Consider the following 15,355-nt stretch of genomic DNA (forward strand, 5'->3'; position numbering starts at 1 on the left):
AGCTCAAACCCCGATATTCGAATGTGAACCGCTTCACATCAGCGTCTGTAGCTTGCTTGCCCGATGTCCATTCTGGGTGTGCGCCGTGACAAGGCGGCGCTTTCCAGTGGGTGCAAGCCCCACCCGGCAATCGCTCCAGCCGGAAGCAACCGGAGCAGTCATGGAGGTAACGAAGTGGCTGAAGCCTCTGGTTAGCGTGTCACGAATTGGTGACAGCGCGAGTGTGCAGGCCGTAACGCGAGTGAGTGCGCCGGGAGACTGGCAAGGAGTATGTGGTGAAAGTCCACTGCGATGAAGGAGTAGCAACCCACGTCGCCCCCGATCCGTGCGCAGGCGTCCGCGAGGACGTCGGCGAAGCGTCGGTAGGGGAGCGTATAGGCCAGCCATTGAGCCGCGAAACCGTTATCAACCCGGTTGCCGACGTTGTTCACTTGACGGAAGGCAAAACCGGCAGGCGCGTTATTGCGAGCGCCTGTCGGATCCGGCGTGGTCTGAGACCCTGGCATGTACGGACGCTCCTTGTGCGGGAACCGGGAGATCTCTGGATCGGCCGTAGGCCCTGTTGGGGTCGGATGGTCCGTAGCGGGAAGGTGAGGAGCCGTAGCCGTTGATGCACGATTCAGAGAAGTCTGACTCCGGCATAGTAGTGACGAAGCCGACGAACAAAGCCGGGCGACCGGTGGCGGAGCCGGTGGAGCCAAGGCCGGGGACCAAGGGGAACGCGGATCAGCAAAGCACGCACCGGGCGCAGAGCCGGGCTCGCGTGACCCAGGCGCTGGGCCGTGTACGGCAAGCCGCAAGGCAGAGGAAGAAGGAGAAGTTCACCGCGCTCCTCCACCATATCAGTGTCGATACGCTCCGGACGGCGTTCTACGCGCTTAAGCGCAAAGCCGCCCCCGGTGTGGATGGTATGACGTGGCAGGACTACGAGGCGGACCTCGAACTCAGGATCGAGGATCTGCATGGACGGGTCCTCCGAGGAGCCTATCGGCCGCAACCATCCCGCCGGGCCTACATAGACAAGGCGGATGGAAAACAACGGCCGTTAGCGATCGCCGCGCTTGAGGATAAGATCGTCCAGGGCGCGACCGTCATGGTGCTCAATGCTATCTACGAAGGCGACTTCGTCGGCTTCTCTTATGGGTTCCGACCCGGACGAGGACCGCATGATGCGTTGGACGCACTTTCGACCGCGATCAAAACAAGAAAGGTGAACTGGATACTTGACGCCGACATCCGGAACTTCTTTGGGGCTGTTAGCCAAGATTGGCTAGTTCGCTTCGTTGAACATCGGATCGGTGACAAGCGCATCATCCGCCTGATCCAGAAATGGCTGAGAGCGGGTATACTCGAAGATGGGGTCGTAACAGTTGATGACCGGGGAACTGGCCAAGGCTCGGTGGTCTCGCCGATCCTAGCCAATATCTACCTGCATTACTGCTTCGACCTCTGGGTTGAGCGCTGGAGACGGCAGGAGGCCCTGGGCGATATGATCGTCGTGCGATATGCCGACGATCTGGTTGTCGGCTTCGAGCATGAGGGCGACGCACGTCGCTTCCTTGATGCGATGCATGACAGGCTCGGGGAATTTGCACTGTCGCTTCATCCGGACAAGACACGCTTGATTGAGTTCGGCCGCTTTGCTGCGAACGATCGCAAGCTGCGCGGGCTTGGAAAACCGGAAACCTTCGCGTTCCTGGGCTTCACCTTCATTTGTGGTCGATCTCGCCGCGGCAACTTCCAGCTTCAACGGAAGACCCGACGCGACCGCATGCGGCGGAAGCTTGGGGACATCAAGGCGGAGCTACTGCGCAGGATGCATCAGCCAATTCCAGAGCAAGGGAAATGGCTGAGGCAGGTCGTAGCTGGCCACTTCGCCTACTACGCGGTTCCGACAAACAGTCGGGCGCTCTCGGCGTTCCGGCATTATGTGACCGATCTCTGGCGACGAACGCTTCGGCGGCGCTGTCAGAAAGATGGGTTCACATGGGAACGCATGACGAAGTTGGTCGCTCACTGGCTCCCCACGCCGCGTATCCTTCATCCCTGGCCTGACGACCGCTTTGACGTCAGACACCCAAGGTAGGAGCCGGATGCCTTAGTCGGGCGAGTCCGGATCTGTGCGGGGGGCGGCCAGCAATGGCCGTCCCTACCGCGATACGCTGAGCAATCCTCGAAAAGGACAATGCGCAGGCCGACCCGACAACCCTTTCGGGGAAGGCTGATACGGCTGGGTGAAGCAGAGCGAAGAGTACGCCCCAGCCGCTGCGCCGGGGTAGTGGCGGCGGCATGTACACAAGGAAAGCGTACGCAACACGGGAAGCCCCATGGCGCGGTCAGCGATGACCAACCGGATGCCCGCGAGGGACAGGCCGGGTGCCCTGGGGTGGCGGAGGGGTTCGTAGTACCGCTGAAGCCGGGTAACGCCGGTGGAGGGAAGGGACCTCAGTTCAAGACAGACGCAATACGTAGGGAAGGACCTTGGAGATTGGGAAACCTATCAACTCCGATAAATGGTCAGAAACTGCAGAAAGCGTTGCACGCGAAAGCGTGAGTTCTTGTCCGAGAGCCGGATGCGGGAGATCTGCATGTCCGGTTCGATGAGCGGGATGTGGAAACGGAGTCACGGCTGAACCACTAAGGCACCGCCAGACGAAAGAGGCGGCAACAGATATGTTCAACCTAAAGCCACCGCGCCACATCTCGACTCTACCCATTTTCGGAAGTCGAACCGCGCCACCGCGACGTCCGCTCTACCCTCGGGAGCGGACATCGTCACACTAAACGCCAAGGTCGTGCAAATGGCACATGCTCTCGAGCCAATATGCGCGTCTCCTGTCGGAGTCGGGTGGAAGCACCACGCCGCCTGAGCCACAGCGGGCGAGTCGGGTTTGCTGGCAATAGCTGATTGCAGTCGAAGCCTGCGACAAAGTAACCCGACGGGCAAATCACCAAACGTCTGTCCAGCCCCTCGCGCAAAAATAAATCGCTGGCCCCGTCGGGCAAATCAGAAGTTTAACTCCGCCCGTCTCCCGCGATGAGAGCAACTGTGCTGAAGTAGACCGGTGATCGGCTGGCCTCAAGGCTGGCGCGAGGCGCGCCCCCGCCTTCGGCGGCTTACGGCCTTGACGCCGTCCGCTCCCCGGTCTGTTGGCTAGGCATGCGCTCGGTCGAGGACCGAGCGCGGTGAAGTGCGCTCGCTCAATTCAGTGCGTAACGGCTGGGATCCCATTTCTGCCGGCGTGCGATCATTGTGTTGAGGATGATGATCAGCTTTCGCATGCAGGCGACGAGCGCAACCTTCGGCTCCTTCCCCTTGGCAAGTAGCCGTTGATAGTAGGCCTTGAAGACAGGATTGTTCTGTGTGGCCGCGCCGAGGCACGGCATGTAGAGGGCGTTTCGGACCCAACGGCGGCCGCCCTTGATGTGGCGTTCGCCGCGGCGCTTTCCGCTATCATCGTCATAAGGGGCAACGCCTAACAACGCCGCGGCGATCTCGTCGCTCACTTGGCCAAGCTCCGGCATTCCAGCAATGAGGTTCGCTGAGCTCGTTTCGGCAAAGCCTGGCACGCTCTCGACGATCTCGGCGCGTTCGGCAAGATGAGGTGTGGCCCTGACCTGGGCCGAGATCGCGACTTCGAGCTTGGCAATTTCCTCGAGCAAGCTCTTCAAGATACGGGTCCGCGCTTTCCGAGCCTGTCCTGGTGCAGCATGCTCGTTTTGAGCTTCCAGTCGTATCTTGAGATCGACCAGATTGAGACGAGCTTTCACCAGCGCCTGCAGCTCTTCGCGCGCGGCATCGTGCACTTGGCCCGGCGCCTCGCTGAACGTCTCTGCGAACCAAGCGATCATCTCTGCATCAATCGTATCGTTCTTGGCCAGGCGTCCGGCCGACTGCGCAAAGCTGCGGACTCGCTTGGGGTCGACGATCCGTACGGCGATGCCGGCCAGACGGAGCACCTTCCCCCAATCGCGCTCATAGCCGCCGCTGGCCTCCATCACCGCCCTGTTCACCTTGTGCTTGCGAAGCCAGGCAACCAGCTTGCGATGACCCTGGGCAGTGCTCGGATACGTCTGCCGCAGCGCCAACTCGCGAATGCACGCATCGACCTTGTCCTTTGCTACATCGATGCCGACGACAACGAGACCATTTTGTGCCATCATCCACTCCCTTCCTTGCTCGGTACGGGCTCAACGGCCCTTGCAACTGTTCGGGTTGAGGAAGACACCGGAGCTGTCCCTCGCTCTCATACAGGCTCTGCCGCTTTGGGGCGTTACGGGCTCAGTTCCAGCAACGGGCGGTTCTGCTTCAACCGCCCGTTCGCACATTCTGCCAGTTTTTGCCGACACAAGGGGCGCTCGCGATCGTCACGAACGTGCGGTGAGATGCGGTGGACGCGATGGTGCGAAAGACGAGCGCACTGTTGCGTACGGCGAAATCGTTTGGGTCCGACGCCCCGATGCAGGCGTCAAGTTCGAGGGTAGCCAACGTTGCCCGAGAGCGATGGTGTCACAACAAGCAGGGTCACCAGGACGATCTCGTATAAGCCGTAAAGCTATTGCGCAGGGAAGGCTGGGTGTTCTCCGCTGAACCTGTATGCTCGTGGGCAGCATATCTTTTTGCAACAGCCTGCGAGACCGCGGGTGCAGCGCGCGCCCGGTCTTCCCTGCGCCCTCTATTTCGGAGGGCAAGGATTCCCAGCAAAACTCCGGGCGCTTGGCGCCGCGAGATCGCGGTGGCGTGCAAGTCTTGTTTTGTATCAAGTCTCGCCTGACGGAATATTTCCACGCTTGCCAAGGCCGCGCCGACAGGCCAGAAAAACGCTGGAAACAAGAAACGCCAGCGGAGAACGATTTGACCATCAAGGGCAAAGCCTACATTGCCGGGATCTATGAACATCCCACCCGGCACGCACCCGATAAATCCACCGCGCAGCTACATGCCGAGGTCGCCAAGGGTGCGATCGAGGACGCCGGGCTGACCAAAGCCGACATTGATGGCTATTTCTGCGCCGGCGATGCCCCCGGCGGCCTCTGGCCGATGGTCGATTACCTCGGCCTCAAGGTCCGCCACATGGATTCCACCGATACCGGCGGTTGTTCCTATTTGATCCATCTCGGCCACGCAGCCGAAGCGATCGCCGCCGGCAAGTGCTCGATCGCGCTGATCACGCTGGCGGGCAAGCCCCGCACCGGCCCGATGCCGCCGCGCGCGGCCGGCGCCGAGGTCGATTTCGAGGCGGCCTACGGGGCTACCACGCACAATGCCTACGGCATGTGTGCCATGCGCCATATGCACGACTACGGCACCACCAGCGAACAGCTCGCCTGGATCAAGGTCGCGGCCTCGCATCACGCGCAGTACAACCCGCATGCGATGCTGAAGGAAGTCGTCACCGTCGAGGACGTGCTGAACTCGCCGATGATCTCCGATCCCTTGCATCGGATGGATTGCTGCGTCGTCACCGACGGCGGCGGCGCGCTGATCGTGACCACGCCGGAGATTGCAAAAAGCCTGAAGAAGCCGCTGGTGCGCCTGATCGGCCACGGCGAAGCCATGAAGGGTCCGCGCGGCGGCAAGGATCTCGACCTCACTTACTCGGCCGGCGTCTGGTCCGGCCCACGCGCGTTCGAGGAAGCCGGCGTCACGCCCAAGGACATCAAATACGCCTCGATCTATGACAGCTTCACCATCACCGTGCTGATGCAGCTCGAGGATCTCGGTTTCTGCAAGAAGGGCGAGGGCGGCAAGTTCGTTGCCGACGGCAACCTGATCTCGGGCGTCGGCAAACTGCCGTTCAACACCGACGGCGGCGGCCTCTGCAGCAATCACCCCGTCAATCGCGGCGGCATGACCAAGATCATCGAGGCGGTGCGCCAGCTTCGCGGCGAAGCGCATCCCAAGGTGCAGGTTCCGAACTGCGATCTCGCGGTCGCCCACGGCACCGGCGGACTTCTCGGCGTGCGCCATGCCGCCTCAACCTGCATTCTGGAGCGCGCATAATGGCCGACGCCAAGAAATATCCGACGCCTGTCACCAATCCCGAAACCGCTCAGTTCTGGGAAGCCGCCAAGCAGGGCAAGTTCCTGATCAAGCGCTGCACCGCCTGCGGCGAGCCGCATTTCTTCCCGCGCTCGATCTGCCCGTTCTGCTTCTCCGACAAGACGGTGTGGGAAGAGAGTTCGGGCGAAGCCACGATCTACACCTTCAGCCTGATGCGCAAATCCGCCACCGGGCCGTTTGCGATCGCCTACGTCACCCTGAAGGAAGGCCCGTCGCTGCAGACCAACATCGTCGACTGCGACATGGACAAGCTCAAGGTCGGCCAGAAGGTGAAAGTGGTGTTCAAGCCGACCGACGGCGCGCCGCTGCCGTTCTTCACGCCGGCCTAATAGAAGTTCGCGCACTGCGCGCCACACAGCGACGGTCATCCCCGCGAAGGCGGGGATCCAGTAAACGCCGGTGATTACTGGATGCCGGCCGGAGCCTGTCATCCGGCCGGCCAGAGGCCGGACCGGGTGGCGGGCATGACAGGAGAGAAAAAAAATTCGGGAGAGAAACAACATGCCGATCAAGTACGATGAGCTGATGGCCCTGAAGAGTCTCGGGCAGAAATACGCCTACACCGACCGCGACGTGATGCTCTATGCCTACGGTATCGGCATGGGCGCCGACCCGATGGACGAAAAGGAACTCGCCTTCGTCAACGAGGCCGTCGCCACGCCGCGGCCCTTGAAGGTGGTGCCGACGTTCGCGTCCGTGGCCGCCTGGGGCGCCGGACCCGGCGAAATGAATCTCAACCGCGTGATGGTGGTGGACGGCGAGCGCGACATCACCTTCCACAAGCCGTTTGCAACGGCCGCCCACATCACCGCCGATTCCACCGTGCTCGACGTGTTCGACAAGGGCAAGGACAAGGGCGCGGTGATCCGGCATCAGACCGTGCTGAAGGACGAGAAGGGCGAGAAGCTTGCGACGTTGGTGGCCTCGCGTTTCGCGCGCGGCGATGGCGGCTTTGGCGGGCCTTCCGAAGGCCAGCCCGAGCCGCACAAGGTGCCGACCCGCGCACCCGACAAGATCGTCGACATCACGACGCGCCCGGACCAGGCGCTGGTCTATCGTCTGTGCGGCGACCGCAACCCGCTGCATAGCGATCCCGGCTTTGCCAAGAAGGCCGGCTTTCCCGCCCCGATCCTGCACGGCATGTGCACCTACGGCATCACCTGCCGCGGCGTGCTGCAGACCTTTGCCGATTACGATTCGTCCGCCTTCAGGCAGCACGCGGCGCGGTTCTCCTCGCCGGTCTATCCCGGCGAGACCGTGACGATGGAATTGTGGAAGGACGGCAACGTCGTTTCGTTCGAAGCCAAAGTGAAGTCGCGCAACGTCACCGTGATCAAGAGCGGCAGGACGGTGCTGGGCTGAACTGTCATTCGGGGGCGCGCGAAGCGCGAACTCGGAATCTCGATCAACAACCTCTGGATTCCGGGTTCAGCCCTGCGGGCTGCCCCGGAATGACGGCAATCAACGAGGGAGAGAAACACCATGGGATTACTCGACGGCAAGGTTGCGATCATCACCGGTGCGGGCGGCGGGCTTGGTGAGGCCTACGCCAAATTGTTCGCGCGCGAGGGCGCTGCGGTCGTGGTCAACGATCTCGGCGGACCGCGCGACGGCTCCGGCGGCGACAAGTCGATGGCGCAGAAGGTGGTCGATGCAATCAAGGCCGGCGGCGGCCGCGCGGTTGCCAACGGTTCCGACATCTCGACCATCGCCGGCGGCCAGTCGGTATTCGACGACGCCATCAAGAATTTCGGCCGTGCCGATATCCTGGTGAACAACGCCGGCATTCTTCTGGACGAGACCTTCGCCAAGTCCAGCGAAGCCAACTGGGACAAGGTGATCCGGGTTCACCTCAAGGGAACCTATTGTTGCACCATGCCGGTGTTCAAATGGCAGCGCGAGAACGGCGGCGGCGTCATCGTCAACACGTCCTCGACCTCGGGCCTGATCGGCAATTTCGGCCAGACCAACTACGGCGCCGCCAAGGGCGGTATCTGGGGACTGTCGAACGTGCTGGCGATCGAAGGCCGCAAGTACAACATCCGGATTTGGACCCTGGCCCCGGGCGCACTGACCCGCATGACCGCGGACCTGCCGCGCTATATCGAGAACCCCAAGGCCGCCCTCGGCCCCGACGGCATCGCCCCCGCCGTGCTATACATGGTCAGCGATTTGTCGGGCGACCAGACCGGCAAGACGCTTGGCGTCTCCGGTCCCCGCGGCGTCCGCGAGATGCGGATGATGGAAATGGAAGGCTGGAAGCCCCCGGGCGAGGGCTGGAAGGCGCAGGACGTGGTCACCCATGCCAAAGAGATCTTCTTCTCCGAGGAGCAGATCAAGATGGGCGCGCGGCGGTTTTGACGCTATCTGTCATTCCGGGTTCGATGCTTTGCATCGCCCCGGAATGACGAAATAGAGAGGCACACATGAACAAGCTCACCGCCCAGGCCGCAGGCACCTTCGCGATCGCGCCGACGCCGTTCCATGACGACGGCCGCATCGACGAAAAGTCCATCGACCGGCTGACCGACTTCTACGCCGAAGTCGGCTGCGACGGCGTCACCGTGCTCGGCATCCTCGGCGAGGCGCCGAAGCTGGATGCGGCGGAGGCCGAGCAGGTAGCGGTTCGCTTCGTCAAACGCGCCAAGAACATGCAGATCATCGTCGGCGTCTCGGCGCCCGGATTTGCCACCATGCGCTCGCTCGCCAAGGCCTCGATGGACGCTGGCGCCGCCGGCGTGATGATCGCGCCGCCGCCGCATCTGCGCACCGACGACCAGATCGTCTCGTACTTCAAGCAGGCGCAGGAAGCGATCGGTGACGACATCCCCTGGGTGCTGCAGGATTACCCGCTGACCCTGACGGTCGTGTTCACGCCCGCGGTGATCCGCAAGATCGTGATGGACTCGCCGTCCTGCGTGATGCTCAAGCACGAGGACTGGCCGGGCCTGGAGAAGATCTCGACGCTGCGCGGTTACCAGAAGGACGGCTCGCTGAAGCCGATGTCCATCCTGGTCGGCAACGGCGGACTGTTCCTCGACTTCGAAATGGAGCGCGGCGCCGACGGCGCCATGACCGGCTACGCCTTCCCGGAACTGCTGATCGATATCGTCAAGCTGTCGAAGGCCGGCAAGCGCGATGCCGCGCACGATCTGTTCGACGCCCATCTGCCGCTGATCCGCTACGAGCAGCAGCCTGGCGCGGGGCTGGCGGTGCGCAAATACGTACTGCAGAAGCGCGGCGTGATCGCCTCCAGCGCGCAGCGCAAGCCGGGCGCCGTCATCTCGGCCACGGCGAAAGCCGAAGTCGATTACCTGCTGTCGCGGGTGGCGCGCGTCGACCGCCGCGCCAACCTGCAGCCGCAATCCAGCGCGGCAGGTTAGGACCAAAGGAACAAGTATATGGCCGAGATCGTCGCCCCGCGTCCCGCATCGACCATTCTGCTGCTGCGCGACGGCGCGGCGGCCAAGGAAATCGAAGTCTTCATGATGGTTCGCCATTACGAGATCGATTTCAATTCCGGCGCGCTGGTGTTTCCCGGCGGCAGCGTCGACAAGGGCGACAAGGAGATCATCGCCAACCCGCAGCTCTATTCGGGCGGCGAGGGGCTCGACGAGGCGACGCTGAGCTTCCGCATCGCCGCGATCCGCGAAACCTTCGAGGAAAGCGGCATCTTGCTGGCGCGGCCGAAGGGATCGAAGGCGTTGGTCGATGCCAAGACAGCGAGCGCGATCGAAGCCGCGCATCGCGCGGACCTCTGCGACGGCAAGATCAGTTTCCTCAAGGTGCTGACCGACAACGGCATGGTGCTCGCGCTCGACGAACTCGTGCCCTACGCGCACTGGATCACGCCGGAAGGCATGCCCAAGCGTTTCGACACCTGGTTCTTCCTCGCCGCCGCACCGCCCGAACAGGTCGGCGCCCATGACGGCAAGGAATCCACCGACTCGATCTGGGTCTCGCCGCGCGAGGCGCTGGAAGGCGGCGAGAGCGGGCGCTTCAAGCTGCCGTTCCCGACCACGCGCAACCTGATCAAGCTCGGCAAGCAGGGAAGCGTGAAGGCGGCGCTGGATGACAGTCGCGGGAAGCCGGTCGTCACCGTGATGCCGGTCATGACCAGGAACGACGGCGGCCGCCAGCTCAGGATTCCGCTCGAGGCCGGCTACGACGGCGACGTGTTCGAGGTCGGCGCGCTGGGCTGACACACTTCGACACGCGGCGAAGTATTTTATCGTCTCGCCGTGTAAGTTCGAAAGCATGACAGAGACCCATCCCAAAACGCCCAACCTCGCCACCGAGCTCACGTTGCTCGTGGCGCTGGCGACGCTGTGGGGCGCGTCCTACACCTTTATCCGGATCGGGGTGGCGACGATCCCGCCGATCACCTTCATCGCGGGCCGCACCGCGATTGCCGGATTGCTGTTGCTTATCATCATGCGCGCACCTGGCGTGACGATGCCGACCGATTTGGCGACCTGGCGGCGTTTCCTGTTTCAGGCCTGCATGAACAGCGTCATCCCCTGGACCATGGTCGCCTGGGGCGAGCGCGCGCTGGATGCGGGGCTTGCCACCATCCTGAATTCGACGGCGCCGATCTTCACGTTTTTCCTGACGCTCGTCGTCACGCGCCACGAGGCGCTGACGTCGCGAAAGCTGATCGGCGTTCTCGCCGGGATGGCCGGCATCTGCCTGATCGTCGGCGTCCAGGCGCTGTCCGGATTCGGTGAGCAACTGACCGCGCAGATCGTCACGCTGCTGGCCGCGGTCTGCTACGCGGGCGCCGCGATCTTCGGCCGCGGCTTCAAGGGTCTCGACCCGATGGCGCCGGCGGCAGGCTCGCTGATCTCGGGTGCTGCGATCCTGATTCCGTTGAGCCTTGTGTTCGAGCAGCCCTGGACGCTGACGCCGTCGACCCATTCGTTGCTGGCGCTGCTGGCTCTCGCCGTGTTTTCGACCGCGCTCGCCTTCGTGATCTATTTCCGCCTGATCCAGACGCTGGGCTCGGTCGGGACCACGGCGCAGGCCTATTTGCGGGTGCCGATCGGCGTCGGGCTCGGCGTCGTGTTCCTCGGCGAGCGGCCGAGCGCGACTGCATGGATCGGGCTTGCCTGCGTCGTCGTCGGCGTTGCCGCGATGACGATCCCGCCACGGAAGGTGCCGGCCCGCGTTTCGCCTTGATGCGAATTAAGTCGCCTTCGCCGCCGTAGTTCTGCCTCCGAGCGCGCGGGCCGTGTCACGGTCGTTTCGCGTGACGAAAAACCCCTGGCCTTGCTGTGACAGGCGATTACCGGCATCTTGCCGGCAAATCCGGGCGCGCCTTTAGCGCCGCACAAGAGATGGGCAGGGAACTTGCGATGAGATTTCGACGTATCGGCGCCACGACGGCCGCGTTGCTCGGGTTGTTTGCCACCTCGGGCGTAGGACATGCGCAGGAGAATTTCCCGACCCGGCCGATCCGTATCGTCATTCCCTATTCGCCGGGCAGCGTCACCGACGTGTTCGCGCGGATCATCGCGCAGAACATGCAGGAGCAGTGGAAGGGCACGATCGTCGTCGAATCCAAGTCCGGGGCCAACGGCTCGATTGCGGCCGAGGAAGTCGCGCGCTCGGCGCCCGATGGCTATACGTGGCTATTGGTGACGACCTTCTTCACCGCGAGCCCGTCCTTGAATGCGACGCTGCGCTGGGATCCGGTGCGCGATTTCATTCCGGTCGGACAGGTGTGCGTTGCGCCCAACTTCTTCATCGTGCCGACGAGTTTGCCGGTGAAGACGGTCGCCGAATATGTCGCGCTTGCCAAGGAAAAGCCGGGTACGCTGAACTACAGCCATCCCGGCAAGGGTTCTACCGGACATCTCGGGTTTGAGCTGTTCAAGCGGCTGGCCGCGATCGACGTCACCGGGATCGGCTATCGCGGCTATCCGCAGATGGTACCGGATATTGCAAGCGGGCTGATCTCCTCGACCTTCCTGTCCGCCAACCAGGCGCTGGCGCAGGTGCAGTCCGGCTCGATTCGGATCATCGGCACCATCAATGACGGCCGCACCAAGTATTTCCCTGATGTCCCGACCATGGCCGAGCAGGGCTTTGCCGAGGCGCAGGTGACGCCGTGGTTCGGCATTGTGCTGCCGAAGGCAACGCCCGAGCCGATCGTGGAACGCATCAGCAAGGCACTGGAGGCCGCCCTGGCTGCGGCGGACGTGCGGCAGAGGCTGGATGTGGCCGGCTGCGAGGCCAAAAGCGCGCCGCGGCAGGCCTTTGCCGATATCATCAAGGCTGACGTCGCGGTATGGGCCAAAGTGGTCAAGGAGGCCGGCATCACCGTCGATTGAGCCGCTGTCCCGGCAGGCACGGCTGCCCTTTACGGGCAAGAATCCCCGGATTGAGGCAGCCGGCATCGACAATATGACGCCAGGGGTGATGACCTCACCCTTGGGGTGATGACCTCACACAACCCGGTGAATTTGGCAGGCACCCCACCTGTTCGGGCATGTTCCCCACAGCCCGAAATACATCGTATATTACGACCGATTGGAGCCCGGCCTCAATAACATGACTAATGAATCGCCGCCGAATTCGCCAACGACGCGATCGTTCTCGCTTTCGATCGGCCAGCTGACATTCGGCAGTTTCATGCTGGTGTTGGCCGTGATCATCATCACCTCCGCCGCCAGCGTCATCGCGATCCGCCACATCGATGCGACGTTTGCCGAGCTGCAGCGGCTGCAGAGCGTCGGCGATCTCGCCGAAGACATCGATCGGCGCATGAACGAATTGCGGCTCGCGGCGCGCGATTTCGTCACCGACCCCGGTACCCAGTCGGTCCAGGTTGGCGAAGCCGCGACCTCGCTGAGCGAGGTCCTGAAGAAAACCCGGCTGGAGCTTGCGCCCGAGCAGCAGGACATGATCGATGGCGTCACCGAGCGGCTTTCGACCTACCGCAGCGGGATCGAGCGTATTTCCGCGCTGATCAATCGCCGGGCCGAAATGATCGTGGCGCTGCCGCCCTTGCGCGACGCGTTCGATGCGGCGATCGCCGCGAGTCCGGACCCGGTGATCGCCTCGACGCTGTCGCAGACCCAGAGCCGGATCGCCTCGGCACTGCTGGCGCATAATCCGTCCGCCGCTGAAGCGGCGGCCCAGACCATGCGCACGATGACGATTCCGGATCCGAAGCTGCGCATGGCCGTCGCAGGCTATGCCGAGGCCATCATCGGCATATCGATCCGCGAACGGCAGATATCCGATATCGACAAGGAGGTGTTAGGCACGGAGGGGCGCCTGATCCAGCGCGTCACCGAACTGCTGCGCGAGGTCAGCGCGCGCCGCGGCCACATTCTCTCTCGCGATTTTGCCAGGACGCTGACGGAAGCGAAGTGGCAGAGCATCGTGCTCGGCACCGCCGGCGTGCTGATCGGATTGTTCGCGGCACTCTTGGTCGTTCGCCGCACCGTGCGCCCGCTGGCATCGATCGCAACCTCGATCCGCGCGGTGGCCGGCGGCGGGCAGAACACCGCGATCCCGGCGACCGACCTGGACAACGAGATCGGCGACATTGCCCGTGCCGCCGAGGTATTCCGGCAGACGCTGGTCGACGCCGATGCCGCGCGCGAGGCCGCGGTGCGGGCGCTTGCCGAACAGCGGCTTGCCGAGGAAAGCTACCGCAAGCTGTTCGAGGCGTCGGTGGACGGAATCTATGTCACCACGCCGGGCGGCGCGCTGCTCAACGCCAACCCGGCGCTGGCACGGATGATGGGTTACGCCACGCCACAGGATCTGATCGGCGGCATCGGTGACATTGCGGAAACGATCTACGTGCACCGCGAAGCGCGGGCGAAATATGAGCGGCTGATGCAACGCTACGGCATCGTCCGCGAGTTCGAATACCAGGTGCGCGCGCGCGACGGCACGGTGCTCTGGCTCTCCGACAGCGCCACCGCCGTGCGCAACGAGGCCGGCGAGATCGTTCGCTACGAAGGTACGGTGCGCGACATCACCGACCAGAAGCGCGCCGAAGACGCGATTGCCGAAGGCCGCCGTCTGCTGCAGATGGTGATCGACACCGTGCCCGCGGTGATCAACGTCAAGGACAAGCGGCTGCAATATGTCCTGATGAACCGCTATATGGCCGGCATTTTCGGCATCGAGCCCCAGGATGCGATCGGCCGCACCACGCAGGACCTGATGTCGCGCTACGGGGCGGCGAAGACCGACGAGAACGACAAGCGGGTGCTGGCAGGCGGCAGGGAGCTCGGCTTCTACGAGGAGGAATACAAGGATTCGTCCGGCAACATGCGGCAATGGCTGGTCAACAAGCTGCCGATCCTGGATACCTCGGGCGAAATCGAAAACATCGTCACCGTCGCGCTCGATATCGGCGATCGCAAGCGCGTCGAATTCGAGATGAGCAAGGCCAAGGACTCCGCCGAAGCGGCATTGCGCAATTTGCGGGAAACGCAGAATTCGCTGATCGAGGCTGAAAAGCTCGCCGCCCTCGGCCGGCTGGTAGCGGGCGTCGCCCACGAGGTCAACAATCCCGTCGGCATCAGCCTGACGGTGGCCTCCGCGCTGGAGCGCAAGACCGCGATGTTCACCGCCGAGGTCGCGCGCGGCGAATTGCGGCGCTCCAGCCTGACCGATTTTCTGGAAACCAGCCGCGATGCGTCGTCGCAGCTCGTGGCCAATCTCAACCGCGCCGCCGAACTGATCCAGTCGTTCAAGCAGGTCGCCGCCGATCGCAACTACTCCGACCAGCGCAGCTTCGACCTTGGCGATCTCACTGAGCAGGTGGTGATGTCGCTGCGGCCCGGCCTGCGCAAGCACAATCTCACGCTCAACGTCGATTGCCAGCCCAACCTGACGATGAACAGCTATCCCGGCCCCTACGGACAGGTGCTTACCAACCTGTTCCTCAACGCGGTGGCGCATGCGTTTCCGGACGGCAAGCCAGGCACGGTCGACATCCAGGTACGCGAGTCCGGCACGGACAATGTCGAGATCCTGTTTTCCGACAACGGCATCGGCATGAGCCTCGACGTCCGCCGCCGCGCGTTCGATCCGTTCTTCACCACGAGGCGCGATCAGGGCGGCACCGGGCTCGGGCTTCACATCGTCTACAGCATCGTCACCAACCGCCTCGGCGGCCGCCTCGATCTCGATTCCGAGCCGGGTGGCGGCACGCGGATCCGGATGATCCTGCCGCGCACAGCGCCGCTCGAACAGGCGGCGGAATAGACGATCGTGCCCGACGCGTGAATCGGGCAATCCGATCCGTCATCACGAATAGCACAA

At 63.2% G+C, this 15,355-nt stretch carries 11 protein-coding genes; 10 read left to right on the top strand and 1 reads right to left on the bottom strand.

Annotated features, from left to right (window positions below; translation table 11 throughout):
• Positions 1 to 763 precede the first annotated feature (763 nt).
• Complete coding sequence (gene ltrA / locus BLR13_RS33235) at positions 764 to 2,086, top strand: group II intron reverse transcriptase/maturase (protein WP_433994240.1); 1,323 nt, start codon at positions 764 to 766, stop codon at positions 2,084 to 2,086.
• A gap of 1,115 nt (positions 2,087 to 3,201) precedes the next feature.
• On the opposite strand, the gene BLR13_RS33245 is transcribed toward ltrA, so the two are convergent.
• Positions 3,202 to 4,164 carry an IS110 family transposase gene (locus BLR13_RS33245; RefSeq protein ID WP_091976312.1) on the bottom strand — a complete coding sequence of 321 codons (963 nt, stop codon included), beginning with the start codon at positions 4,162 to 4,164 and terminating at the stop codon, positions 3,202 to 3,204.
• Between the two features lie 691 nt (positions 4,165 to 4,855).
• Between BLR13_RS33245 and BLR13_RS33250 the strand changes: the two genes are divergently transcribed.
• The 9 genes from BLR13_RS33250 (at position 4,856) to BLR13_RS33290 (ending at position 15,298) form a co-directional block, all read left to right on the top strand.
• Entirely contained in the window at positions 4,856 to 6,004 is a 1,149-nt protein-coding gene (locus BLR13_RS33250) for a thiolase domain-containing protein (RefSeq protein WP_074814702.1), read from the top strand.
• A complete protein-coding gene (locus tag BLR13_RS33255; protein WP_074814699.1) occupies positions 6,004 to 6,393 on the top strand; it encodes a Zn-ribbon domain-containing OB-fold protein in 390 nt (129 codons plus the stop codon). Before BLR13_RS33250 ends, BLR13_RS33255 begins: the two co-directional genes overlap by 1 nt.
• A gap of 172 nt (positions 6,394 to 6,565) precedes the next feature.
• Positions 6,566 to 7,426 carry a MaoC/PaaZ C-terminal domain-containing protein gene (locus BLR13_RS33260; RefSeq protein ID WP_074814697.1) on the top strand — a complete coding sequence of 287 codons (861 nt, stop codon included), beginning with the start codon at positions 6,566 to 6,568 and terminating at the stop codon, positions 7,424 to 7,426.
• Positions 7,427 to 7,546: 120 nt separating this feature from the next.
• Complete coding sequence (locus BLR13_RS33265) at positions 7,547 to 8,425, top strand: SDR family oxidoreductase (protein WP_074814694.1); 879 nt, start codon at positions 7,547 to 7,549, stop codon at positions 8,423 to 8,425.
• Between the two features lie 65 nt (positions 8,426 to 8,490).
• Positions 8,491 to 9,447 (top strand): dihydrodipicolinate synthase family protein, encoded by a 957-nt coding sequence (locus BLR13_RS33270; RefSeq protein ID WP_074814691.1) that lies wholly within the window; start codon positions 8,491 to 8,493, stop codon positions 9,445 to 9,447.
• A gap of 18 nt (positions 9,448 to 9,465) precedes the next feature.
• Positions 9,466 to 10,266 (top strand): NUDIX hydrolase, encoded by an 801-nt coding sequence (locus BLR13_RS33275; protein WP_074814689.1) that lies wholly within the window; start codon positions 9,466 to 9,468, stop codon positions 10,264 to 10,266.
• A 55-nt stretch (positions 10,267 to 10,321) separates the two neighbouring features.
• Positions 10,322 to 11,242: a DMT family transporter gene (locus BLR13_RS33280; protein ID WP_074814687.1), complete on the top strand. Its 921-nt coding sequence runs from the start codon at positions 10,322 to 10,324 to the stop codon at positions 11,240 to 11,242.
• Between the two features lie 176 nt (positions 11,243 to 11,418).
• Positions 11,419 to 12,396: a Bug family tripartite tricarboxylate transporter substrate binding protein gene (locus BLR13_RS33285; RefSeq protein WP_157793750.1), complete on the top strand. Its 978-nt coding sequence runs from the start codon at positions 11,419 to 11,421 to the stop codon at positions 12,394 to 12,396.
• Positions 12,397 to 12,616: 220 nt separating this feature from the next.
• A complete protein-coding gene (locus BLR13_RS33290) occupies positions 12,617 to 15,298 on the top strand; it encodes a PAS domain S-box protein (RefSeq protein WP_074830799.1) in 2,682 nt (893 codons plus the stop codon).
• The last annotated feature ends 57 nt before the right edge of the window (positions 15,299 to 15,355 follow it).

The organism is Bradyrhizobium ottawaense (assembly GCF_900099825.1).
GTDB classification, from domain to species: Bacteria; Pseudomonadota; Alphaproteobacteria; order Rhizobiales; family Xanthobacteraceae; genus Bradyrhizobium; species Bradyrhizobium ottawaense_A.

Bases quoted from the DNA above. Each gene is read 5' to 3' on its own strand.
- BLR13_RS33245 (WP_091976312.1), bottom strand. From the start codon at position 4,164: ATGATGGCACAAAATGGTCTCGTTGTCGTCGGCATCGATGTAGCAAAG.
- BLR13_RS33255 (WP_074814699.1), top strand. From the start codon at position 6,004: ATGGCCGACGCCAAGAAATATCCGACGCCTGTCACCAATCCCGAAACC.
- BLR13_RS33260 (WP_074814697.1), top strand. From the start codon at position 6,566: ATGCCGATCAAGTACGATGAGCTGATGGCCCTGAAGAGTCTCGGGCAG.
- BLR13_RS33265 (WP_074814694.1), top strand. From the start codon at position 7,547: ATGGGATTACTCGACGGCAAGGTTGCGATCATCACCGGTGCGGGCGGC.
- BLR13_RS33270 (WP_074814691.1), top strand. From the start codon at position 8,491: ATGAACAAGCTCACCGCCCAGGCCGCAGGCACCTTCGCGATCGCGCCG.
- BLR13_RS33275 (WP_074814689.1), top strand. From the start codon at position 9,466: ATGGCCGAGATCGTCGCCCCGCGTCCCGCATCGACCATTCTGCTGCTG.
- BLR13_RS33280 (WP_074814687.1), top strand. From the start codon at position 10,322: ATGACAGAGACCCATCCCAAAACGCCCAACCTCGCCACCGAGCTCACG.
- BLR13_RS33285 (WP_157793750.1), top strand. From the start codon at position 11,419: ATGAGATTTCGACGTATCGGCGCCACGACGGCCGCGTTGCTCGGGTTG.
- BLR13_RS33290 (WP_074830799.1), top strand. From the start codon at position 12,617: ATGACTAATGAATCGCCGCCGAATTCGCCAACGACGCGATCGTTCTCG.